The sequence below is a fragment of the Streptomyces sp. NBC_01465 genome (assembly GCF_036227325.1).
Lineage (GTDB): Bacteria > Actinomycetota > Actinomycetes > Streptomycetales > Streptomycetaceae > Streptomyces.
Genome location: NZ_CP109467.1, coordinates 1,953,497 through 1,975,064, shown reverse-complemented (window position 1 = coordinate 1,975,064; position 21,568 = coordinate 1,953,497). Strand labels below are relative to the sequence as shown.

At 71.2% G+C, this 21,568-nt stretch carries 20 protein-coding genes; 6 read left to right on the top strand and 14 right to left on the bottom strand.

What is annotated here, in order from left to right; genetic code table 11:
* The first annotated feature begins 97 nt into the window (after positions 1-97).
* The gene (locus OG707_RS09040; RefSeq protein ID WP_329116238.1) at positions 98-571 is read left to right on the top strand and encodes an RDD family protein; all 474 of its coding nucleotides are present in this window, start codon (positions 98-100) and stop codon (positions 569-571) included.
* 74 nt (positions 572-645) lie between these two features.
* On the opposite strand, the gene OG707_RS09035 is transcribed toward OG707_RS09040, so the two are convergent.
* The 4 genes from OG707_RS09035 to lipB form a co-directional block, all read right to left on the bottom strand.
* The gene (locus OG707_RS09035; RefSeq protein ID WP_329116236.1) at positions 646-1,347 is read right to left on the bottom strand and encodes a DUF4191 domain-containing protein; all 702 of its coding nucleotides are present in this window, start codon (positions 1,345-1,347) and stop codon (positions 646-648) included.
* A 31-nt stretch (positions 1,348-1,378) separates the two neighbouring features.
* Complete coding sequence (locus tag OG707_RS09030) at positions 1,379-1,585, bottom strand: SCO2195 family GlnR-regulated protein (RefSeq protein WP_329116234.1); 207 nt, start codon at positions 1,583-1,585, stop codon at positions 1,379-1,381.
* Between the two features lie 242 nt (positions 1,586-1,827).
* Complete coding sequence (gene lipA / locus OG707_RS09025) at positions 1,828-2,781, bottom strand: lipoyl synthase (RefSeq protein ID WP_329116232.1); 954 nt, start codon at positions 2,779-2,781, stop codon at positions 1,828-1,830.
* A 103-nt stretch (positions 2,782-2,884) separates the two neighbouring features.
* A complete protein-coding gene (gene lipB / locus OG707_RS09020; RefSeq protein ID WP_329116230.1) occupies positions 2,885-3,682 on the bottom strand; it encodes a lipoyl(octanoyl) transferase LipB in 798 nt (265 codons plus the stop codon).
* A 218-nt stretch (positions 3,683-3,900) separates the two neighbouring features.
* Here lipB and OG707_RS09015 point away from each other — a divergent pair, with 218 nt between their 5' ends.
* A complete protein-coding gene (locus OG707_RS09015) occupies positions 3,901-5,355 on the top strand; it encodes a regulator (protein ID WP_329116228.1) in 1,455 nt (484 codons plus the stop codon).
* Between the two features lie 3 nt (positions 5,356-5,358).
* Here OG707_RS09015 and OG707_RS09010 read toward each other — a convergent pair whose 3' ends face one another.
* Positions 5,359-6,663, bottom strand: a complete 1,305-nt coding sequence (locus OG707_RS09010) for an NAD(P)/FAD-dependent oxidoreductase (RefSeq protein WP_329116226.1) — start codon at positions 6,661-6,663, stop codon at positions 5,359-5,361.
* A 229-nt stretch (positions 6,664-6,892) separates the two neighbouring features.
* On the opposite strand from OG707_RS09010, the gene OG707_RS09005 reads away from it, so the two are divergent.
* Positions 6,893-7,342 (top strand): VOC family protein, encoded by a 450-nt coding sequence (locus OG707_RS09005; RefSeq protein WP_329116224.1) that lies wholly within the window; start codon positions 6,893-6,895, stop codon positions 7,340-7,342.
* A gap of 16 nt (positions 7,343-7,358) precedes the next feature.
* On the opposite strand, the gene OG707_RS09000 is transcribed toward OG707_RS09005, so the two are convergent.
* The gene (locus OG707_RS09000; RefSeq protein WP_329116222.1) at positions 7,359-8,258 is read right to left on the bottom strand and encodes a TIGR01777 family oxidoreductase; all 900 of its coding nucleotides are present in this window, start codon (positions 8,256-8,258) and stop codon (positions 7,359-7,361) included.
* 34 nt (positions 8,259-8,292) lie between these two features.
* Here OG707_RS09000 and OG707_RS08995 point away from each other — a divergent pair, with 34 nt between their 5' ends.
* A complete protein-coding gene (locus OG707_RS08995) occupies positions 8,293-8,784 on the top strand; it encodes a GNAT family N-acetyltransferase (protein WP_329116220.1) in 492 nt (163 codons plus the stop codon).
* A gap of 16 nt (positions 8,785-8,800) precedes the next feature.
* On the opposite strand, the gene OG707_RS08990 is transcribed toward OG707_RS08995, so the two are convergent.
* Positions 8,801-9,319, bottom strand: coding sequence for a DUF4240 domain-containing protein (locus OG707_RS08990; RefSeq protein ID WP_329127683.1), 519 nt, complete (start codon positions 9,317-9,319; stop codon positions 8,801-8,803).
* A gap of 145 nt (positions 9,320-9,464) precedes the next feature.
* Here OG707_RS08990 and OG707_RS08985 point away from each other — a divergent pair, with 145 nt between their 5' ends.
* The gene (locus OG707_RS08985; RefSeq protein ID WP_329116218.1) at positions 9,465-11,387 is read left to right on the top strand and encodes a hypothetical protein; all 1,923 of its coding nucleotides are present in this window, start codon (positions 9,465-9,467) and stop codon (positions 11,385-11,387) included.
* Positions 11,388-11,390: 3 nt separating this feature from the next.
* Here the strand turns inward: OG707_RS08985 and OG707_RS08980 are convergent, their stop codons facing one another.
* The gene (locus tag OG707_RS08980; protein WP_329116215.1) at positions 11,391-12,359 is read right to left on the bottom strand and encodes a helix-turn-helix transcriptional regulator; all 969 of its coding nucleotides are present in this window, start codon (positions 12,357-12,359) and stop codon (positions 11,391-11,393) included.
* Between the two features lie 54 nt (positions 12,360-12,413).
* On the opposite strand from OG707_RS08980, the gene OG707_RS08975 reads away from it, so the two are divergent.
* Positions 12,414-13,346 (top strand): SDR family oxidoreductase, encoded by a 933-nt coding sequence (locus tag OG707_RS08975; protein ID WP_329116214.1) that lies wholly within the window; start codon positions 12,414-12,416, stop codon positions 13,344-13,346.
* A 6-nt stretch (positions 13,347-13,352) separates the two neighbouring features.
* Here the strand turns inward: OG707_RS08975 and OG707_RS08970 are convergent, their stop codons facing one another.
* The 6 genes from OG707_RS08970 to OG707_RS08945 form a co-directional block, all read right to left on the bottom strand.
* Positions 13,353-14,123 carry a VOC family protein gene (locus tag OG707_RS08970; protein ID WP_329116212.1) on the bottom strand — a complete coding sequence of 257 codons (771 nt, stop codon included), beginning with the start codon at positions 14,121-14,123 and terminating at the stop codon, positions 13,353-13,355.
* Between the two features lie 109 nt (positions 14,124-14,232).
* Positions 14,233-16,929 carry a pyruvate dehydrogenase (acetyl-transferring), homodimeric type gene (gene aceE / locus OG707_RS08965; RefSeq protein WP_329116211.1) on the bottom strand — a complete coding sequence of 899 codons (2,697 nt, stop codon included), beginning with the start codon at positions 16,927-16,929 and terminating at the stop codon, positions 14,233-14,235.
* A 214-nt stretch (positions 16,930-17,143) separates the two neighbouring features.
* A complete protein-coding gene (locus tag OG707_RS08960) occupies positions 17,144-17,767 on the bottom strand; it encodes a GntR family transcriptional regulator (protein WP_329116210.1) in 624 nt (207 codons plus the stop codon).
* Between the two features lie 94 nt (positions 17,768-17,861).
* Complete coding sequence (gene sucB / locus OG707_RS08955; protein WP_329116209.1) at positions 17,862-19,613, bottom strand: 2-oxoglutarate dehydrogenase, E2 component, dihydrolipoamide succinyltransferase; 1,752 nt, start codon at positions 19,611-19,613, stop codon at positions 17,862-17,864.
* Positions 19,614-19,693: 80 nt separating this feature from the next.
* Positions 19,694-21,082 carry a dihydrolipoyl dehydrogenase gene (lpdA, locus tag OG707_RS08950; RefSeq protein ID WP_329116208.1) on the bottom strand — a complete coding sequence of 463 codons (1,389 nt, stop codon included), beginning with the start codon at positions 21,080-21,082 and terminating at the stop codon, positions 19,694-19,696.
* A gap of 226 nt (positions 21,083-21,308) precedes the next feature.
* On the bottom strand, positions 21,309-21,521 hold the full coding sequence (locus OG707_RS08945; RefSeq protein WP_329116206.1) for a hypothetical protein: 213 nt from the start codon (positions 21,519-21,521) through the stop codon (positions 21,309-21,311).
* Positions 21,522-21,568 lie beyond the last annotated feature (47 nt).

The following is a 21,568-nucleotide window of genomic DNA, read 5'->3' as shown; positions in this document are numbered from 1 at the left end:
ACCCATTTGTTTCGGCGAAGTTAACCGCCCTGGCGGGACCGGGCTCGTCCGGGGCCCTCCCGCAAGTGTGCCAAAGGGGGCGCAGTACCGTGGACGGGTGGACAACAGGCAAGCAGTCGGATCGTGGCTCTCCGGGCCGGGCGAGGCCACCAAGGACATGGGTGGCGGGGACTTCGGGTACCGGGGCAAGCGCCTCGGGCTGCCCGAGGAGGGGCCGGGCGCCATCGCGCCCCTGGGCCGCCGCTTCGGCGCCATCTTCATCGACTGGGCGCTGTGCGTGCTCATCGCATACGGACTGATCGCACGCGGTGACCAGCATGCGGCCAGTAACTGGGCGCTGCTCGTCTTCTTCGTACTGAGCGTCCTGACCGTCTCCACGGTCGGCTTCACGCCCGGCAAGCGCATCCTCGGACTGCGCGTCGTCGCCGAGAGCGGCGGCCGCCTCGGCGCAGGCTGGGCCCTGGTGCGCTCCGTGCTCCTCTGCCTCGCCGTCCCGGCCCTGATCTGGGACCGCGACGGCCGCGGGCTCCACGACCGCCTCGCACGCGCCGTTCAGGTGCGGACGCGCTAGACGTACGGAAAGAGAGAAGGCGGCCCGGACCATCTGGTCCGGGCCGCCTTGTGTCGTACGTAACAGAGAGGGCGTCAGCCCTGCTTGCCGCCGCGCGGCATCCGCGCGCCCTTGGGCATGGGGCCCTTCGGCAGCGGCATGTTCGACATGAGGTCGCCCATGGCGCGCAGCCGGTCGTTGGCCGCGGTGACCTGCGCGCCCGTGAGCACGCGGGGCAGCTTCAGCATCGTGGTGCGGACCTTCTTCAGCGGGACCTGGCCCTCTGCGTTGCCGACCATGATGTCGTGCACCGGGACGTCGACCACGATGCGGTTCATCTTCTTCTTCTCGGCCGCCAGGAGGGTCTTGACCCGGTTCGGGTTGCCCTCGGCCACCAGCACGATGCCGGCCTTGCCGACCGCGCGGTGCACCACGTCCTGGTTGCGGTTCATCGCGACCGCGGGGGTCGTCGTCCAGCCGCGGCCCACGTTCTGGAGCACTGCGGCCGCCGCACCGGGCTGGCCCTCCATCTGTCCGAAGGCCGCTCGCTCGGCGCGGCGTCCGAAGACGATCGCCATCGCGAGGAAGGCCAGCAGGAAGCCCAGGATGCCCAGGTAGATGGGGTGACCGATCAAGAAGCCGATGCCGAGGAGGACGCCGAACACGACGATGCCCAGGCCCCCGACGATAAGACCGACCTTCGGGTCGGCCTTGCGGGTCATCTTGTAGGTCAGGGCGATCTGCTTGAGTCGCCCGGGGTTCTCAGACTCTGCGTCTGCTGTTGCCTTCCTCGCCATGGCCAGAAGTTTACGCGGCCCGCGCAGTGAACTACGACGTGCGGGTGGCCACAGCCTCCAGCACGTGCTGGGCGTCGGTCCGGTCCTTGGCCCGGCGGCGGTCCTCGAGCACGGAAGTCCAGGCGTTGCGGCGCGCGGTGCGCTGGCCGCGGCTCAGCAGAACGGATTCGACGGCGCGGAGTGCGTCGGTCACGGACGGAATGGCGGTGGCGCGTACGGAAGAGGTCGCGGCCTGCATGAGTGGGGTCCCCCCTCGGGACGGCGGCGGATACGACGCGGGTGCAGCTGGGGTGCAGCTGTGCGTGAACCTAGGCTCACTGATTGGTGTTACCAAGGCATGTCCGGCCGGTCAAACGCGAATGAAACCTTGACGCACCCCCGAAAACGGCGGACGCGGCCCGTCCGGAGCGCCCACCTGCGGGGACCGTACGGGCCGCGTCTTCTCGGCCATTACTCAGCAGTAGCTGCTTGTGCGCGGATTCACACGGCCAGCGTCGCGCGGCGCTCCATGGCCTGCTGGAAGAGACGGCCCGCGCGGTACGAGGAACGGACCAGCGGGCCCGACATGACGCCCGAGTAGCCGATCTCCTCGGCCTCCTCCTTGAGCTCCACGAACTCGGCCGGCTTCACCCAGCGCTCGACGGGGTGGTGCCGCGCGGAGGGGCGCAGGTACTGGGTGATCGTGATGAGCTCGCAGCCCGCGTCGTGCAGGTCCTGCAGCGCCTGGCTGATCTCCTCGCGCTCCTCGCCCATGCCCAGGATGAGGTTCGACTTGGTGACCAGACCGGCCTCGCGGGCCTTCGTGATGACCTCGAGCGAGCGCTCGTAGCGGAAGCCGGGGCGGATGCGCTTGAAGATGCGCGGCACCGTCTCGACGTTGTGGGCGAGCACCTCGGGGCGCGAGGAGAAGACCTCGGCGAGCTGCTCGGGGACCGCGTTGAAGTCGGGGATCAGGAGCTCGACCTTGGTGCGGCCCTCGGCTCGCTCCGCCGTCATCGCGTGGATCTGGCGCACGGTCTCCGCATACAGCCACGCGCCGCCGTCTTCGAGGTCGTCGCGTGCGACGCCGGTGATCGTGGCGTAGTTCAGGTCCATCGTGACGACCGACTCACCGACGCGGCGCGGCTCGTCCAGGTCGAGGGCGGCGGGCTTGCCCGTGTCGATCTGGCAGAAGTCGCAGCGCCTCGTGCACTGGTCGCCGCCGATGAGGAACGTCGCCTCGCGGTCTTCCCAGCACTCGTAGATGTTGGGACAGCCCGCCTCCTGGCAGACCGTGTGGAGGCCCTCGGACTTCACCAGGGCCTGCATCTTGGTGTACTCGGGGCCCATCTTCGCCCGGGTCTTGATCCACTCGGGCTTGCGCTCGATGGGGGTCTGGCTGTTCCGGACCTCCAGACGCAGCATCTTGCGTCCGTCGGGTGCGACTGCGGACACGTCCGGCTCCCTCTACAGCTTCGAATCGTCGGCGAACCCCAGGGTACGCCCGATATTTGTATGGGTTACATCTCGCCAACCCCTGCCCGGCAGGGGGCATTCCCTAAGCAGGCGTGTGCGCGACCGTGCGCGGTGCCAGGTCCGCGTTCTCCAGTACGTCCCGCAGGTGCTTCTCCACCGACGGGAGGACCTCGGCGATCGGGACCTCGCGGCCCAGTTCGTACGAGAGCGATGTCACGCCCGCGTCGCGGATCCCGCACGGGACGATCTTGTCGAAGAAGGTCGTGTCCGGATTGCAGTTGAGCGCGAAGCCGTGCATCGTCACGCCCTTCGCGACCCGGATGCCCATGGCGGCGATCTTGCGGTCCTCGCGGCGCTGTCCTGCGTTGGAGGGCGCGTACTCGGGGCCGTTCATCCGGGGGTCGAACTCGTCGTCCGTCAGACGCGGGTCGAAGTCCAGGGAGAGGCCGCCGAGCGCGGGGCGCTCCTCGACCGGGTCGCCCAGGACCCAGACGCCTGCCCGGCCCTCGACTCGGCTGGTGGTGACGCCGAAGTCGGCGCAGACCCGGATCAGGGCCTCCTCCAGGCGGCGCAGGTGCGCGATGACGTCGACGGGGCGGGGCAGCTTCTGGATCGGGTAGCCGATGAGCTGTCCGTAGCCGTGCCAGGTGATCTTGCCGCCGCGGTCGACGTCCACGACGGGGGTGCCGTCGAGGGGGCGCTCGTTGTCGGCGGTACGGCGGCCCGCCGTGTAGACCGGCGGGTGCTCCAGGAGCAGCACGGTGTCGGGGACCTCGTCCGCGAACCGGGCCGCGTGCACCTCGCGCTGCTTCTGCCAGGCCTCCCGGTACTCGACGGCGAAGTCGCCGAATCCCAGCCGGTCAAACCGCAGCTCACTCACGGCAGCTCCTCATCCATGCAGATATCGCGCCTCAGCAACTGTACGACCGCTTCGAACAAGCCTGTTCCCGGGGAGGAACGGGCGGCAGAAACGACACCTCCTCACACGATCGGATGAACGTGGGACGAAGTGGGCGGAAGAAGCCGTGAGGGCCGCTAAATTCACGCCGTTCCATGAGGGCTGATCCCTGGCCCGGAAGGCAGGAGACCGTACAGCTGATGTCGGAACGACCTCCGCAGCGCACGCCCAACCGCCAGCTCGCCGCGCTCATCGCCGAAGCCGGATTCTCCAACGCCGGGCTCGCCCGGCGCGTGGACCAGCTCGGGTTAGAACACGGCCTCGACCTTCGGTACGACAAGACCTCGGTGACCCGCTGGCTCCGCGGCCAGCAGCCGCGCGGCACCACCCCCGCCCTGATCGCCGAGGTGTTCACCCGGCGCCTCGGACGCCGCCTCTCGGCGCAGGACCTCGGGCTCGACGCCTGCGCGCCCGTCTACGCGGGGCTGGAATTCGCCGGTACGCCGGAGGAAGCCGTCGACATCGTCAGCGGCCTCTGGCGCAAGGACTCGGGCAGCCATGCGGAGCTGCGGAAGATCGCGTTCACGCCCGCCGGGCTCGTCGTGCCCAGCAGGGACTGGCTGATCGGGCGGGCCGACGACCGGGTGGGGCGCGGGGACCCGGCCGTCGTCAACGGCGTGCGGATCCCCGTACAGGGCCGGCCCCCCACGCCGTCCGTGCCGCGCCAGCGGACCACCGACCGCGGTCCCGGGCAGCGGGTCGGGGCGGGGGACATCGCGGCGCTGCGCTCCGTCGGGGAGCTGTTCCGCTCGCTGGACCATGCGTACGGCGGCGGGCACGCCCGGCAGGCGCTGGTGCGCTACCTGGAACACGAGGCCGAGCCGATGCTGCGCGGCACGTACGGGGAGGCGACCGGGCGCAGGCTCTTCGCCGCCACCGCCGATCTGACCCGGCTGGCGGGCTGGACCTCGTACGACATCGCCGCCCACGGTCTCGCCCAGCGCTACTTCGTGCAGGCGCTGCGGCTCGCGCAGGCGGCGGGGGACCGGGCCTATGGCTCGTACGTACTGGTGACGATGAGCCGGCAGGCCGTCTACCTCGGGCACGGGCGCGAGGCCGTGCAGCTGGCGCGCGTCGCCCAGCAGGGGGTGGGGGCCTCGGCGCCGCCCGTCTGCCAGGCGCTGCTGCACTCGGTGGAGGCGCGCGGGCACGGGGTGCTGGGCGAGGTGCGGGCCTGTACGGCGTCTCTCGTACGGGCCGAGCGGGCGATGGAGGCGGCGCGGCCGGGGGACGAAGTCCCTTACTGGGCGCGGTTCTTCGACGAGGCGCAGCTGGCGGACGAATTCGGCCACTGCCACCGGGACCTGCAGCAGTTCAGGATGGCCGCGCAGTACGCGGAGCGCTCGCTGCAGATGCGCTCGCCGGCGTTCGCACGCTCCCGGCTCTTCTGCCGGGTGGTCCTCGCCACGGCCCGTCTCGGCCTCGGCGAGCTCGACCAGGCGTGCACGCTGGGGGCGGAGGCGGCGCAGCAGGCGGGGGAGATGCGGTCGGCGCGCGCGGTGGAGTACGTACGGGACTTCGAGCGGCGGCTGGAGCCCTATCGCGACGCGGCGGCGGTACGGGGGTACCGCGACCGCGTCGCGGCGCTGGGCTAGAAGCTAGGCGGCCGCCGGTACGGGGAGCGCTCCGTAGCCCGGTTTGATGCCGAAGTCCTGGAGGATCTCCAGGGCTGCCCGGCGGCCGGAGAACAGGGCGCCCTGGACCGTGCTGGTGTCGCGGTGGTCTCCGCAGACGTACAGGCCCGCGAGGACCCGGACCGGGCGGCGGAGGTCGTGCGGCGGGTTCATCGCGGGGACCGCCTCGGGGTCGTGGTGGACGGCGAGGAGTTCCCACGTGTCGGTGGGGGTGCCGTACAGGGTGGCGAGACGGGCGCGGACCGTGCGGTCCAGGTCGTCCGGGGGTGTGCCGAGGACCGTGGTGGAGATCAGCGCCCGGTCGCCGGGTGCGCGCGAGGGGTCGACCGCGCTGACGACGGCGGTGTGCGAGACGGGGCTGGTGCGGTCGGCGTCCAGGAGCAGCGCGGGGCCTGTCGGCGGGGGCTCGGGGGCGGCGTGGTGGAGGACCGTCACGGGGTGGAAGGCGGGGACGCGCAGGCCCGGCATGAGCTCGGCCGCGGCGCGGGCTCCGGTCGCCAACAGGAGGGCGCGGCAGGCGAGTTCACCGTGCTCCTCGGTGACGACGGAGTTGATCGCGACGGACTTCACGCGCACCCCGGTCCGTACGGTGCCGGCCGGCAGCGTCGCAGCGAGCCGCTCCGGGAGGACCGCGGCGCCGCCCGCGGGGATGGCCAGGCGGCCCTGCGCGTAGCCGCGCAGTGCGAGGTCGGCGCAGCGGCTGGAGGTGGTGAGGGCGGGGTCGCAGAGCAGCGCGGACAGCAGCGGCCTGAGGAAGCCGTCGATCGTACGGGGAGGGAGTCCGCGCTCGCGCAGAGCGGCGAGGGCGGGCTGTTCGGGGCGGGCCAGCAGACGGCTGAGCGGGGTGGCCGCGAGGCGGGTGAGGGCGGTGCCCAGGCGGGCGCGGTCGAGGGTGTTGTTGATGGGGGCGCGCGGGGCGCTCGCCAGGGCGCGCGCCGCCGTGAGTGCGCCCCTCGCGCTACCGGGTTCGCCCGTACGGAACTGCCGGCCCTCGCTGTGCACCAGGACCCCCGGCGAGAAGGGGCGCAGCTCGACCTCGCCCAGTCCTGGGGTGTGCCGCAGCTCCGGGTAGGAGGTGCAGAGGATCTGGCCGATGCGGTCGAGCCGGAAGCCGTCGGCAGATGTGGTGGACATACGGCCGCCGGGTTCCGGGGCGGCCTCCAGAACGGTGACGGTGACCCCGGCGCTGGTCAGCCGATGGGCCGCCGAGAGCCCTGCGAGTCCGGCTCCGACGATCACGACGTCCGCGTGGTGTGCGGTGCTGAGCACGTGCCCCTCCCCGAGGTCGGTGCGGTGCGGGTGTGGGTCGTGAGGGTCTCCTCCCCAACTCCCCGCTGAAATACCCGAGTTCGGCACGATGGTAAGAAGCTGAGGTTCCGCTGCCCCTCGCGCACGCGACCGGGTACGGAGGCACGGGGTCGCACGGCGGATCCGTACGCGAACTGAGAGGATCGGAAGAGCCCGCGTCACCCGGAGAACACCGTCACTGGAGGACCTCATGGCCGTGGAATGGAAGCTCGTGGTCGACTGCGCGGACCCGCTCGCGATCGCCGGGTTCTGGTCGCAGGCCCTCGGTTACGAGACCGAGGACCACAGCGCGCTCATCGAGAGGCTCATCGGTGTGGGAGCCATCGGCGACGAGCAGTGGTACGAGGCCGGCGGCCACAAGGTCTGGGCCCACGCGGCAGCCGTACGCCACCCCGACGACCCGGTCGAGGAGGCCACCGGCACGGGGCTCGGCCGGCGGATCCTCTTCCTCAAGGTCCCCGAGCCCAAGCAGGGCAAGAACCGGCTCCACATCGACCTGCACTTCGGCCCGGAGCGGCGCGACGCGGAGGTGAAGCGCCTGGAGGGGCTCGGCGCGAGCGTGCTGCGCGTGGTGGAGGAGTACGGCAGCAAGCACGTCACGATGACCGACCCCGAGGGCAACGAGTTCGACGTGCAGTGAGCCGCCCGAGGTCTCCTCAGTGCAGAGCCGCGCCGATCGCCCCGTCGATCGTCGGGAACGCGAAGTCGAAGCCCGACTCCAACAGCCGTGTCGGCAGCACCCGTTGGCTGCCCAGCACGTCGCCCGCGAACTCGCCCAGCGCGATCCGCAGCGCGAACGCGGGCGCGGCGGCGAGCGTGGGCCGCTTCAGCGCGCGCCCCATCGCCGCCGTGACCTCGCGGTTGGTGACCGGCTCGGGACCCGTCAGATTCACCGGCCCCGACAGCGACTCCGTGTCCAGGATGTGGCGCAGGGCCGCGACCTCGTCGTGCAGTGCGATGAAGCTCCAGTACTGACGCCCGTCCCCGAGCCGCCCGCCGAGCCCCGCCCTGAACAGCGGGAAGAGCTTGCCCCAGGCCCCGCCCTCGCGGGCCACCACCAGCCCGGTCCGCGCGAACGCCGTCCGTACGCCCGCCTCTTCGGCCGCCCCCGCCGCCTCCTCCCACTCCACGCAGAGCGAGGCGAGGAAGCCGTCCCCGGGCGGCGCGTCCTCGTCCACCGCACGGTCGCCGGTATCCCCGTAGAAGCCGAGCGCGCTGCCGCACAGGAACACCCGCGGCGGCACATCGAGCGAGGCGACGGCCTCGGCGAGCGCGGCCGTACCGAGGACGCGGCTGTCCCGCAGCTCCTTCTTGTACGCGGCCGTCCACCGATGGTCGCCGACCCCGGCCCCCGCCAGATTCACCACCGCGTCGCAGCCCGCCAGTCCCTCGGTGTCGACGTACTGCCGGCGCGGATCCCACTCGACCTCGTCCGGGCCTTCGGGGCTCCGCCGCACCAGCCGCACCACGTCGTGGCCGTCCGTGCGCAGGGAGCGGACGAGCGCCTTGCCGATGAGGCCTGACGCCCCGGCGATCACGATTCGCATACGTCCCATCCTGCCGCAGAACCCCGCCTGGCACAGTGGCCCCATGTCCGCGCCCCACATACGCCCCGCCCGCATCGAGGACGACGCCGCGCTCGCCCTCCTCGACCGGGAGACCTGGTCCCCGCTGCATGCGGTGATGCCCAGGCCGCAGCCCCCGTACGCGCCCTTCTTCGACGACCGGCACCTTCCCGCGGACCTGCTGGTCGCGGCGGACGAGGAGGGGAAGCTCCTCGGTTACATCAGGCTGATCCACTCCACCCCGCTGGCCTGCAACGACCACGTACGCCAGATCCAGGGACTGGCGGTCGCCGACGAGGCACGCGGACGCGGTGTCGGCCGGGCGCTGATCCGGGCGGCTTTCGACGCGGCCCGCGCGGTGGGCGCCACCCGCATCACCCTGCGCGTCCTGGGGCACAACGCCCCGGCCCGGGCCCTCTACAGTTCCGAGGGCTTCGCGGTGGAGGGCGTGCTGCCGGGAGAGTTCCTCCTGGACGGCACGTACGTCGACGACGTCCTCATGGGGCGCGCCCTCTGAGCAGGCCGGGAGGGCGCTACTCCCCGAAACGCTCCCAGAGTTGGGGATAGCGGTCCGCCAGGGCCGCGTCGTCCTCGAGATCGAGGGCCGTTCCCTCCGGCTCCGGGGCCTGCGCCGGAATCCCCAGGTCCGGTGCGACCGACCCGGTGAGCTGCTCGTACGCCTCGTCGGCCGCGAACCCCAGCTCCTCGCCGTCCCCGTCGACCTCCTCGTCGAAATCGTCGAGGAGGCCGGCGAGCGCGTCCGGGTCGTGCACGGCGCCCTCGAAGACCTCACGGCCCTGGCCGATCAGCCAGCACCGGAAGTAGTCGAAGGAGCCGTCGCCCGCCCCGCCCAGCAGCACGGCGGCCGCGCCCCACAGATCCCAGCGGTAGGCGCGGTTGTAGCGGGCCTCGAAGTGCCGGGCGAAATCCAGCACGGATTCGGGATCGAGCTGCACCAGCCGTTCGACGAGCAGGTCGGCATGGTCCTCGGGGTCGCCGTCGGCGGCCGCGCGGGTGCTGTCGATGATCTCCCAGAACTCCGTTTCGTCCATCACGGGTCAAGCATCGTGGTTGCGGGGGCGGGGCGCACGTGGAGCGCCGAAGCGGTGCCTTTCTCGTTACCAGGCGGTGTGACCGTCGGATCATTCACTCGTTTGAAGGGTGTACTGATTCCGATCACTCACCCCTGAGGCTCATGTGGACCTGGAACAGGCAGAAGCGGCCCTGGTCGAGCACTATCCCCGCCTGGTGCGGCTCGCCTACATCACCCTGCCGCCGTCCCTCGGCCGCCACCGCAGGGTCCTGGCGGCGCACGCCGCGGTCCAGCGCGCCCTTCCGGGCTCCGGTGCGCCCGTGCCCGCGCAGCGGACCCCCGGCTCGGCCGACCGTCCCGGCGCGGGGTACGCGCTGCTCAGGCTCAGGGTGCTGACCGCCGTCCTGGCGTACGACCGCAGGCCCACCTGGTGGCCGGACGCGCTGCCCGCGCCGCGCGCCCTGCGCCCCGGGCTGCCCCTGGTGCACGGGCTGCGGCTCTTCCCCCGCTCCGGCGGCGCCGACGAACTCGCCCTGGAACAGGCGCTGTCGGGCACCACGGCCACCGCCCGCGCGGCCCTCGTACTGCACCGGGTCGAAGGGCTGGAGGATCCTGCGGTACGGGCCCTGCTCGCCGAGGCCGGGGCGTCCGACACCGGCTCCGCGGTGCGCACCGCGCACCGGCTGGCCCGTACCGTCGCCGACGGGGGTGCGGAGGCGCTGCTCGCCTCGGACGAGTTCGACCCCTGCCTGGTGCACACCCGCCCCACCGACCTCCTGCGCCGCAGGCAGCGCACCCGCCTCGTCTGGGGAGCGGTCGCGGCGACCGCCGTACTGGCCGCGGTCCTCGTCACGGCGGGCGGCGACGGCTCCCCGGCCGCCCCCTTCCCCGAGGCCACCGGACCCGCCGTCCCCACCACGGCCAACGCCCGCGCCCTGAACCCCACGCTCCTGGAGCGCGCCCCCGGCGAGGAGTGGGCGGACACCTCCCGCGTCGACTACACGGTGTGGCCGGCGCGCGGCTCCCGCACCGGCGACCAGGCGCTGCTCGGCCGGGCGCTGCGGGTCTGGGCCAATCCGGCGCGCACGGTCCGCGTCACGGCGACGCCGGGCACTGGGACCGTACCGCCGGAGAAGCCGCCGAGGCTGTTGTACGCGGGGGAGTCCGGCGGGGCCGCCGTGGTGCTCCTGCACGAGGGGCAGCGGGTCGTGCGCTACACGGAGCCCGCCGACGGGAAGGGTGCGCCCGCGCTCGATTTCGTACGGACCGACGACGCGGACGTCACCACCGGGGCGGCGCTCGTCGTCAGCCGCACCGACGACGGCGCCCGCTATCTGCTGGCCCCCTGGATCGCGGAGTCCACCACCCGCGACCTGCTCCAACCCAACACCCCGGCAAAGGAGTTGAAGGTCGGGGACGACGGGGTGACGGACCCGGTCGACAGCAGCGGTGCAGGCTGCAAGACCTGGCCCGCCCTGCAGCTCCGCTCCTCCACTCGCATCGTGGAGAAGCACGCCTTCCTCCTGACCGACCTCGGCGACCTGGCCCCCGTCCACCTCACCTACACCCCGCCGCCCACCGCCTCGGGCCCCCCGGCCCGCCAGCCGCGCGAGGCGACCGGAGGCCCGGCGCTGCTCAACTGGGCGCGTACCGCCTGCGAGTTGGGGGAGATGCGCGGGCAGGGCGTGCGGTCGGTCAACAACTGGGAGTACGCCCAGCAGCAGCTCCCCGAGAACGGCGGCAAGGCCTCCTGGGTGTGCACCAGGGCCGACACCTGGCAGGGCCCCGGCAACGTCTCCATTCAGCTCCAACTCCCGGACGGTTCACCGGTGGTGGCCCGCGCACGGAACACCGCCGCGTGCAGCCGCTTCGGTCAGCACGTCCTGGCGGACACCACCTGGCGGGCCAAGTCGGGCCAGTGGTACCTGCTCGCGGCGGGCAGCCGCCTCGTCCGCTCCATCGAGGCGACGGGCGGGGTGAAGGCGACGGCGAACGGCACGACGATGGCGGTACGGGCGGCCAAGGGCGCCCACGCGGACCTGAAGGCGAAGCTGGCGACGGGGGACACCCTGGCCGCGCTGGACTGAGCCTCAGCCGTAGAGGCGGGCCGCCCGGACGGACGCGTCCCGGAAACGGGCGCGCAGCTCGGGCGGCTCCAGCAACTCCAACTCCGGGCCCAGTGCCAGCAGTTGACCGTAGGCGATGTCGAGGCTCTCGACGGGCAGCGTGAGCGTCGTCCACCCGTCCGCGTCGGGCGCCCCCGCCGCCTCCAGAGCCTCCTCCACGGCCGCACGGTCGAGTACGTACGGCAGCCGGCGGGCACCGTCGGGCGACACCCGTACGACGACGGCCGTATGCAGGATCGAGCGCGCGAACCCGGCCGCCCGCTCGTCCCAGAACGCGGGCAGAGCGAAGGTCTCGTCGCGCTCGAAGCGCTCCTCGGTGACCGAGACGGCCGTGAAGCGGTCGATGCGGTAGACGCGGAAGTCGCCGTCGGCGCGGGCGCACACGTACCAGGTGCCGGCCTTGAGCACGAGGCCGTACGGCTCCAGCTCCCGCTCCACGGCGGCCCCGTCGCGCCGCCCGTAGTGGGCGCGGACCCTGCGGTCGTCCCAGACGGCCTCGGCCAGGGCGGGCAGCAGGGGAGGGGTCTCGGGCTCCTGGTACCAGCCGGGCGCGTCCAGGTGGAAGCGCTGGGCGGCGGAGTCGGAGGCGTCGCGCAGGGAGGGCAGCAGGGCGGCGGAGACCTTGAGCCGGGCGGCCGACGCGGCGTCCTCCAGCCCCATCTCGCGCAGCGCGCCCGGCAGCCCGGAGAGGAACAGGGCCTCGGCCTCGCTGCGGGCGAGCCCGGTCAGCCGCGTACGGTAGCCGCCGATCAGCCGGTACCCGCCGGCGCGCCCCCGGTCGGCGTAGACCGGGACCCCGGCTTCGCTGAGCGCCTGGGCGTCACGCGTGATGGTGCGCTCGGACACTTCGAGCTCCTGGGCCAGCTCGGCGGCGGTCATCATGGGCCGGGACTGGAGGAGCAGAACCATCTTGATGAGGCGGGCAGCACGCATACCTCCAGGAAATCACGACAGAAGATGTCGCCTATGGCTGCAAGCCTGTACTCCATGAACACTTCACAGCACCCCCTGCAAGGCAAGATCGCCCTGGTCGCCGGAGCCACGCGGGGCGCGGGCCGCGCGATGGCGGTGGAGCTGGGCCGCGCGGGAGCGACGGTCTACGCGACGGGCCGTACGACGCGGGCGAAGGCCAGCGAGGTGGGCCGCACGACGGAAACCATCGAGGAAACAGCAGAACTGATCGACGCGGCGGGCGGCACAGGCATCGCCGTACCCACGGACCACCTGGACCGCACCCAGGTGAAGGCGCTCACCGACCGCATCGACCGGGATCACGGCCGCCTCGACATCCTGGTGAACGACATCTGGGGCGCCGACCACCTCCTCGTCAACCAGTGGGAGAAGAAGCTCTGGGAGCAGGACCTCGGCGAGGGCATGCGCATGCTGCGCCTGGGAGTCGAAACGCACATCAACACCAGCTACTTCGCCCTCCCTCTCCTCATCCGCAACCGGGGCGGCCTGGTCGTCGAAGTCACCGACGGCACCGAGGAGTTCAACCGCGACTACCGCGAGGCCTTTTTCTACGACCTTGCCAAGGCGGCCCCGCTGCGGATGGCGCGGGCGCTGACCCACGAGCTGAAGGAGTACGGGGGTACGGCGGTCTGCGTGACCCCCGGCTGGCTGCGCTCCGAATCGATGCTGGACACCGCCTTCAAGGTCACCGAGGAGACCTGGCAGGACGCGATCGCCAAGGACCCGCACTTCGCGATCTCCGAGACCCCGCAGTACCTGGCACGCGGAGTCGCGGCCCTGGCGGCGGACCCCGGGGTGGCGCGGTTCGGCGGCAGGTCGCTCTCCAGCGCCGATCTGTCCAGGGCGTACGGCGTCACGGACACGGACGGCTCGGCACCGGACGCGATCGCGTACATGACCGAGGTGGTCAAGGGCGGCAAACAGGCCCCCGCATCCGACTACCGCTGAGCCGCCCTAGCGGTCGCCGCTCAGCGCGATCACCGAGATCAGCGCCCCCTGCGGATCGCTGATCACCGAGAAGCGGCCCGGCGGGATCGTCGTCGGCTGGACCAGGACCTTTCCGCCCAGCTCCCCGGTCTTCGCCGCCGCCGCGTCGCAGTCCTCCACCGCCATGTAGACCATCCAGTGCGCGGGCACCTCGGCCGGGAAGTTCTTGTCGATCGGCATCATGCCGCTGAACTTCTCGCCGCCCACCGACCACTCCGTGTACGACGTCGGCCCGTACGGATGCGTCGCCTCGTCCCAGCCGAAGACCGCCGTGTAGAACGCCTTCGCCTTCTCCGGGTCCCGCACCAGCAGCTCGAACCAGGCCACCGTCCCCGGCTCCTCCACCAGCCCGAACCCCTTGTGCTCCAGCGGTTGCCACAGCCCGAAGTAGGCGCCCTCGGGGTCCGTGCAGGCGGCCAGTTTGCCGGAGGTGTAGATGTCCATCGGGCCCGCCACCACCGTGCCGCCGTTGGCGGTCACCGCCGCCGTCGTCGCCTCGATGTCGGCCGTGCCGAAGTACGCCATCCAGGCCGGCGGCTGGCCGGGCGCCATGCAGGGGCCGTACCCGCCGACGTACTCCTCGCCCTTCATCCACATCCCGTAGCCGCCCGCGTCCTCCATCGGGACATCGGCCGGGGTCCAGCCGAAGAGCCCGGAGTAGAAGGCCTTCGCGGCGGCCACGTCCGTCGTGGAGAGGTCGGCCCAGGTGGGGGCGGACGGCTTGTTGTGGAGGATCATCGTGGGCTCCTGACGGCATAGGTGTCGGCCCCCGGAAACCCTCCCATTCACGCACGCGTGCCCCGCCCCGGCAATCCGGTGGGGCGGGGCACGTCGTGACGTACGGGTGTTACAGGCCGTAGCGCTCGCGCGCCTCCTTCACGGCCGTGACCGGCACCGCACCGCGTCGCGCCAGCTGCGCGAGGGCGGCCACCACGATCGACTCGGCGTCGACACCGAAGTGGCGGCGGGCCGCGTCGCGGGTGTCGGAGAGGCCGAAGCCGTCCGCGCCGAGCGAGGAGTAGTCCTGCTCGACCCACTGCGCGATCTGGTCCGGGACCTGGCGCATGTAGTCCGAGACGGCCAGCACCGGCGAGTCCACACCCTCAAGTGCCTTGCGTACGAAGGGAATTCGCTCCTCGCCGCGCAGCAGTGCCGCGTCCGCCTCCAGGGCGTCCCGGCGCAGCTCGGTCCAGGAGGTCGCCGACCAGACGTCGGCGGCGACGCCCCACTCCTCGGCCAGCATCTTCTGGGCCTTGAGGGTCCAGTGGATGGCGGTGCCGGAACCGAGCAGCTGGATGCGCGAGGCGTTGGCGGGGGTGGTGTGGCCGGCCGACTCCGCCGTGTTGAAGCGGTAAAGGCCCTTGATGATGCCCTCGTCGATGCCCGCGGGCTTCGCCGGCTGCGGCATCGGCTCGTTGTAGACGGTGAGGTAGTAGAAGACGTCGCGGTCCTCGTCCGGGAGCGCCTCGCCGTACATGCGGCGCAGACCCTCCTTGACGATCGTGGCGATCTCGTACGCGAAGGCCGGGTCGTAACTCAGCGCTGCCGGGTTCGTCGCCGCGATCATCGGCGAGTGACCGTCCGCGTGCTGCAGACCCTCACCCGTCAGCGTCGTACGGCCTGCGGTGGCGCCCACCAGGAAGCCGCGGCCCAGCTGGTCGCCGAGCTGCCACATCTGGTCGGCGGTCCGCTGCCAGCCGAACATCGAGTAGAAGATGTAGAAGGGGATCATCGCTTCGCCGTGCGTGGAGTACGCGGACGAGGCGGCGATGAAGTCGGCCATCGAGCCGGCTTCGGTGATGCCCTCGTTGAGGATCTGGCCGTTGGTGGCCTCGCGGTAGTACATCAGCTGGTCGCGGTCGACCGGCTCGTACGTCTGGCCCTTCGGCGAGTAGATGCCGAGCGACGGGAACAGCGACTCCATACCGAAGGTGCGGGCCTCGTCCGGGACGATCGGAACCCAGCGCTTGCCGGTCTCCTTGTCGCGGATGAGGTCCTTCACCAGGCGTACGAAGGCCATCGTCGTCGCCATCGACTGCGAGCCTGAGCCCTTGTCGAAGGCGGCGAAGGCCTTGTCCGCCGGGGCGGGCAGCGGCGCGAGGGGCTGCGAGCGGCGGGCCGGGGCGGGACCGCCGAGGGCCGCGCGGCGCTCCTGGAGGTAGCGGACCTCGGGGGCGTCGGCGCCGGGGTGTCCGTAGGGGACCACGCCGTCGACGAACTGGCTGTCGCTGATGGGGAGTTCGAGAAGGTCACGCATGTTCTTGAACTCGTCCACCGAGAGCTTCTTCATCTGGTGGTTCGCGTTCTTCGACGCGAAGCCCTCACCGAGGGTGAAGCCCTTGACGGTCTGCGCCAGGATGACGGTCGGCGCGCCCTTGTGCTCCAGGGCGGCCTTGTATGCGGCGTACACCTTGCGGGGCTCGTGGCCGCCGCGCGACAGGTGGAAACACTCGAGGATCTTGTCGTCGGTCAGCAGCTGTGCCATCGCGACGAGCGCCGGGTCCTTGCCGAAGAAGTCCTCACGGATGTAGGCGGCGTCACGCGTCTGGTACGTCTGGACCTGCGCGTCCGGCACCTCGCGGAGGCGGCGGACCAGGGCGCCGGTGGTGTCGAGCTGGAAGAGCTCGTCCCAGGCGTTGCCCCACATCGACTTGACGACGTTCCAGCCGGCGCCGCGGAACTGGCCCTCCAGCTCCTGCACGATCTTGAAGTTGGCGCGGACCGGGCCGTCGAGGCGCTGCAGGTTGCAGTTGATGACGAAGGTCAGGTTGTCGAGGCCTTCGCGGGCGGCGAGGCCGAGGGCCGCCGTCGCCTCGGGCTCGTCCATCTCGCCGTCGCCGAGGAACGCCCAGACGTGGGAGTTCGAGACGTCCTTGATGTTGCGGTTGGTCAGGTAGCGGTTGAAGCGCGCCTGGTAGATGGCCGAGAGCGGGCCCAGACCCATGGAGACGGTCGGGAACTCCCAGAGCCACGGCAGACGGCGCGGGTGCGGGTACGACGGGAGGCCGTTGCCGCCCGCCTCCTGCCGGAAGTTGTCGAGGTGCTGCTCGGTGAGGCGTCCGTCGAGGAAGGCGCGGGCGTAGATGCCCGGCGAGGCGTGGCCCTGGATGTAGAGCTGGTCGCCGGAGCCGTCGCCCTCCTTCCCGCGGAAGAAGTGGTTGAAGCCGGTCTCGTACAGCCACGCCGCGGACGCGAACGTCGCGATGTGGCCGCCGACACCGTGCTTGGCACCGCGGGTGACCATCGCGGCCGCGTTCCAGCGGTTCCACGCGGTGATCCTGCGCTCCATCTCCTCGTCACCGTCGATCGACGGCTCGGCGGAGGTGGGGATGGTGTTGACGTAGTCGGTCTCCAGCAGCTTGGGCAGCGCGAGACCGGCGCCCTCGGCGTGCTGGAGGGTCCGGCGCATCAGGTACGCGGCGCGGTGCGGGCCGGCGGCCTTGGTGACGGCATCGAGGGAGGCCGCCCATTCGGCGGTCTCTTCGGTGTCACGGTCCGGGAGCTGGTCGAGCTCGCTCGGAGACTTGGCTGCGAGGTCGGTCACGAAGGCCGCCTTCCGGAGTCGAAGGGGAGGGGGTTGCCCAGGTCTGGCAGGACAGGGCGACGGACTGGGTGAAGTCCGTCGTCGACTGTAAACCCCTGATCGATGATCGATCAAAGGGTTGAAGGGCAAAACTTCTCAACATAGAGAAATCGGCACTCAGTGCCAGAGATCGGGGCACGCGATGCCCGCCCAAATCGGTACAACTCGGGCCCGTTCAGGCCCGCGGTGCACATCCGAGCACATGCAGCTTCACCAGCGCACCGATCTCCGGATCTCGCCGCCGAAAGGCTTCGACCAGCGCTTCGTGCTCTTCGGCGTACGACTTCTGCACCGTCCCGAGCCACCGGATCGACAGCGCGGTGAACACCTCGATGCCCAGCGACTCCCAGGTGTGCAGGAGTACGCCATTGCCTGCCGCCCGCACCAGCTCCCGGTGGAAGGCCACGGTGTGCCGGACCTGCCCGGCACTGTCCCCGGCCGCGTCCGCCGCGTACAGGGCCGCCACGGAGGGCTCCAGGACGGAGACGTCGGCGGCGAGACGCTCGACGGCCAGCTCGGCGGCGATCTGCTCCAGGCCCGCCCGCACCGGGTAGGACTCCTCCAGGTCGGCGGCGGTCAGATTCCGTACCCGTACACCCTTGTTGGGAGCCGACTCGATGAGCCGCAGCGTCTCCAGCTCCCGCAGCGCCTCGCGTACGGGCGTCTGGCTGACCTCCAGCTCGACGGCGATACGCCGCTCCACGATCCGCTCGCCCGGCTTCCAGCGCCCGCTGACGATCCCCTCGACGATGTGCTCGCGGATCTGCTCGCGCAGCGAGTGGACGACGGGCGGAGTCATGTCGTGCTCCTCAGTGGCTAGTTGACGCCATAGACAATACGGCGACGCCCCCGCCCGGAGGAGCTCCGGGCGGGGGCGTCGCTGGTGAGGCTGGTTACAGGCCGAGCTCGACCTCGAACTCGCCGGCCTCCAGGATCGCCTTGACGGCCGTCAGGTAACGGGCCGCGTCGGCGCCGTCCACCAGGCGGTGGTCGTAGGAGAGGGCCAGGTACGTCATGTCGCGGATCGCGATGGTCTCGCCGAGGTCCGGGTGGTTGATGACCACCGGGCGCTTGACGGTCGCACCGATACCGAGGATGCCGACCTGGTTCGGGGGCACGATGACCGTGTCGAACAGCGCACCGCGCGAACCGGTGTTGCTGATCGTGAAGGTCGCACCGGACAGCTCGTCCGGGGTGATCTTGTTGGCGCGCACCGCACCCGCGAGCTCCGCGGTCTTCTTCGAGATGCCGGCCAGGTTGAGGTCGCCCGCACCCTTGATGACCGGGGTCATCAGACCCTTCTCGGAGTCCACCGCGATACCGATGTTCTCGGTGTCGAAGTAGGTGATGGTGCCCTCGTCCTCGTTGATCCGGGCGTTGACGACCGGGTGGGCCTTCAGCGCCTGGGCAGCGGCCTTGACGAAGAACGGCATCGGGGACAGCTTGACGCCCTCACGGGCGGCGAAGGAGTCCTTGGCGGCCGCGCGCAGCTTCATGATCTTGGTGATGTCCACCTCGACCACGGAGGTCAGCTGCGCCTGGCCGTGCAGGGCCTTCATCATGTTGTCGCCGATGACCTTGCGCATGCGGGTCATCTTGACGGTCTGACCGCGCAGCGGGGAGACCTCGAGCTTCGGCGCCTGCGCCTTGGGAGCGGCAGCGGCGGCCGGGGCCGGGGCGGCGGCCTTGGCGGCCTCCGCGGCGGCGATGACGTCCTGCTTGCGGATACGGCCACCGACGCCCGTGCCCTTGACCGAGGAGAGGTTCACACCGTTCTCGGAGGCGAGCTTGCGGACGAGCGGGGTCACGTACGCACCGTCGTCACCGGAGGTCGCGGCGGGAGCCGGGGCCGGGGTGACGGGGGCCGGAGCGGCAACCGGAGCGGGCGCGGCGGGCGCGACCGGGGCGGGAGCGGCAACGGGGGCCGGGGCGGCAGGCGCGGCCGGAGCGGGCGCGGGAGCAGCCGGGGCGGCCGGAGCCGGAGCAGCGGCGGGGGCCGGGGCGGCCGGAGCCGGAGCGGCGGCGGGCGCGGCACCGGGGGCACCGATGACGGCGAGCTTGGCGCCGACCTCGGCGGTCTCGTCCTCGGCGACGACGATCTCGAGCAGGACACCGGCGACGGGCGCGGGGATCTCGGTGTCGACCTTGTCGGTCGAGACCTCGAGCAGCGGCTCGTCCTCGGCAACCTCCTCGCCGACCTCCTTCAGCCAGCGGGTGACGGTGCCCTCGGTGACGCTCTCGCCGAGCGCGGGAAGGACGACGTCGGTGCCGGACGCGCCGCCCGCGGGGGCGGCAGCAGGGGCCGGAGCGGCGGCCGGGGCCGCGGGGGCCTCGGCAACCGGGGCAGCCGGAGCCGGGGCGGCAGGCGCCTCGGCGGCGGGGGCGGCGGCCGGGGCCGGGGCGCCCGTACCGTCGTCGATGATGGCCAGCTCGGCGCCGACCTCGACGGTCTCGTCCTCGGCGACCTTGATGGACGCGAGGATGCCCGACGCGGGCGCCGGGATCTCGGTGTCGACCTTGTCGGTCGAGACCTCGAGCAGCGGCTCGTCGGCCTCGACGCGCTCGCCCTCGGCCTTCAGCCAGCGGGTGACGGTGCCCTCGGTGACGCTCTCGCCGAGCGCCGGCAGGGTTACGGAAACCGACATGGTTTCAGTTGCTCCTAACGGAAAGTGCGGAAGTCTGTGGTCGTCGCAGCCCGAGGGCTACCGGGTGCTTCTGGTCGCTGCTAGTCGTGGGAGTGCAGCGGCTTCCCGGCCAGCGCCAGGTGGGCCTCGCCGAGCGCCTCGTTCTGCGTCGGGTGCGCGTGGATGAGCTGCGCGACCTCGGCAGGCAGGGCCTCCCAGTTGTAGATCAGCTGGGCTTCGCCGACCTGCTCGCCCATGCGGTCGCCGACCATGTGGACGCCGACCACGGCACCGTCCTTGACCTGGACGAGCTTGATCTCGCCCGCGGTCTTGAGGATCTTGCTCTTGCCGTTGCCCGCGAGGTTGTACTTCAGAGCGACGACCTTGTCCGCACCGTAGATCTCCTTGGCCTTGGCCTCGGAGATACCGACGGAGGCGACCTCGGGGTGGCAGTACGTCACCTTCGGCACGCCGTCGTAGTCGATCGGGACGGTCTTGAGACCGGCCAGACGCTCTGCGACCAGGATGCCCTCGGCGAAGCCGACGTGCGCGAGCTGGAGGGTCGGGACGAGGTCACCGACGGCCGAGATCGTCTCGACGTTGGTGCGCATGTACTCGTCGACGACGACATAGCCGCGGTCCATCGCGACGCCCTGCTCCTCGTAACCGAGACCCTGCGAGACCGGGCCGCGGCCGATCGCGACCAGCAGCACCTCGGCCTCGAAGGTCTTGCCGTCGGCGAGGGTGACCTTGACACCGTTCTGGGTGTACTCGGCGCTCTGGAAGAAGGTGCCCAGGTTGAACTTGATGCCGCGCTTGCGGAACGCGCGCTCAAGAAGCTTGGAGGAGTTCTCGTCCTCGACCGGCACGAGGTGCTTGAGGCCCTCGACGATGGTCACGTCGGTCCCGAAGGACTTCCAGGCCGAGGCGAACTCGACGCCGATGACGCCGCCGCCGAGGATGATCGCCGACTCCGGGACGCGGTCCAGGACCAGCGCGTGGTCGGAGGAGATGATCCGGTTGCCGTCGATCTCCAGGCCCGGCAGCGACTTCGGTACGGAGCCGGTGGCGAGGAGGACGTGGCGGCCCTGGATGCGCTGGCCGTTGACGTCCACGGAGGTCGGGGACGACAGACGGCCCTCGCCCTCGATGTAGGTCACCTTGCGGGAGGCGACCAGGCCCTGCAGGCCCTTGTACAGGCCGGCGATCACGTCGTCCTTGTACTTGTGGACGCCCGCGATGTCGATGCCCTCGAAGGTCGCCTTGACGCCGAACTGCTCGCTCTCGCGGGCCTGGTCGGCGATCTCGCCCGCGTGCAGCAGGGCCTTCGTGGGGATGCAGCCGTTGTGCAGGCAGGTGCCGCCGAGCTTGTTCTTCTCGATCAGGGCGACGTCCAGACCCAGCTGCGATGCACGCAGCGCCGCGGCGTAACCGCCGCTACCGCCGCCGAGAATCACTAGGTCGAAAACGGTGCTGGCGTCGTTCGCCACGTCACGTCCTCCATGCATGGTGCGCCGGCACGGTCTTCCCTGACCGGTCGGCGGCGGGCTACGGCCGCTTGTGTCTTCGGCCCTGTGGTGGGGGCCCTGTCCTGCCGAGAACCCATCTTCGCACTTGTCGGCGGCGTTCGAGACGCGGGGCCGGAGTGTGGCACAGCACATAGGCCCGTGACAGCCGCGCGAAGGCAGGAATTTCGTCGAGGGCGAACGGCCGGGATCAGCGGCGCAGACGCCCCTGGAACCACCGCCCGAGCAGGCAGAGCGCGACGGCGAGGCCGATCCCGATCGCCCAGCGCGGCCATCCGCCGACGAGGTTGCAGACCGCGAACCACATCAGCAGCACACACGCGAGGACGATCCAGCCGATGTTGTCGGCCAGCCGCGATCCCTGTTCTTCTGGCGCGAGGCCGGGCCCGAGGTCCGATGACATGCGTTCAGCATGAACGCGTACGGCCCCGGGCGCACCCGGGGCCGTAC

Bases quoted from the DNA above. Each gene is read 5' to 3' on its own strand.
- sucB (WP_329116209.1), bottom strand. From the start codon at position 19,613: ATGTCGGTTTCCGTAACCCTGCCGGCGCTCGGCGAGAGCGTCACCGAG.
- OG707_RS08975 (WP_329116214.1), top strand. From the start codon at position 12,414: ATGAACACTTCACAGCACCCCCTGCAAGGCAAGATCGCCCTGGTCGCC.
- OG707_RS09005 (WP_329116224.1), top strand. From the start codon at position 6,893: ATGGCCGTGGAATGGAAGCTCGTGGTCGACTGCGCGGACCCGCTCGCG.
- OG707_RS08990 (WP_329127683.1), bottom strand. From the start codon at position 9,319: ATGGACGAAACGGAGTTCTGGGAGATCATCGACAGCACCCGCGCGGCC.
- OG707_RS08970 (WP_329116212.1), bottom strand. From the start codon at position 14,123: ATGATCCTCCACAACAAGCCGTCCGCCCCCACCTGGGCCGACCTCTCC.
- OG707_RS09035 (WP_329116236.1), bottom strand. From the start codon at position 1,347: ATGGCGAGGAAGGCAACAGCAGACGCAGAGTCTGAGAACCCCGGGCGA.
- OG707_RS08945 (WP_329116206.1), bottom strand. From the start codon at position 21,521: ATGTCATCGGACCTCGGGCCCGGCCTCGCGCCAGAAGAACAGGGATCG.
- OG707_RS09030 (WP_329116234.1), bottom strand. From the start codon at position 1,585: ATGCAGGCCGCGACCTCTTCCGTACGCGCCACCGCCATTCCGTCCGTG.
- OG707_RS08960 (WP_329116210.1), bottom strand. From the start codon at position 17,767: ATGACTCCGCCCGTCGTCCACTCGCTGCGCGAGCAGATCCGCGAGCAC.
- OG707_RS09000 (WP_329116222.1), bottom strand. From the start codon at position 8,258: ATGGGACGTATGCGAATCGTGATCGCCGGGGCGTCAGGCCTCATCGGC.
- OG707_RS09015 (WP_329116228.1), top strand. From the start codon at position 3,901: ATGTCGGAACGACCTCCGCAGCGCACGCCCAACCGCCAGCTCGCCGCG.
- OG707_RS08995 (WP_329116220.1), top strand. From the start codon at position 8,293: ATGTCCGCGCCCCACATACGCCCCGCCCGCATCGAGGACGACGCCGCG.
- OG707_RS08980 (WP_329116215.1), bottom strand. From the start codon at position 12,359: ATGCGTGCTGCCCGCCTCATCAAGATGGTTCTGCTCCTCCAGTCCCGG.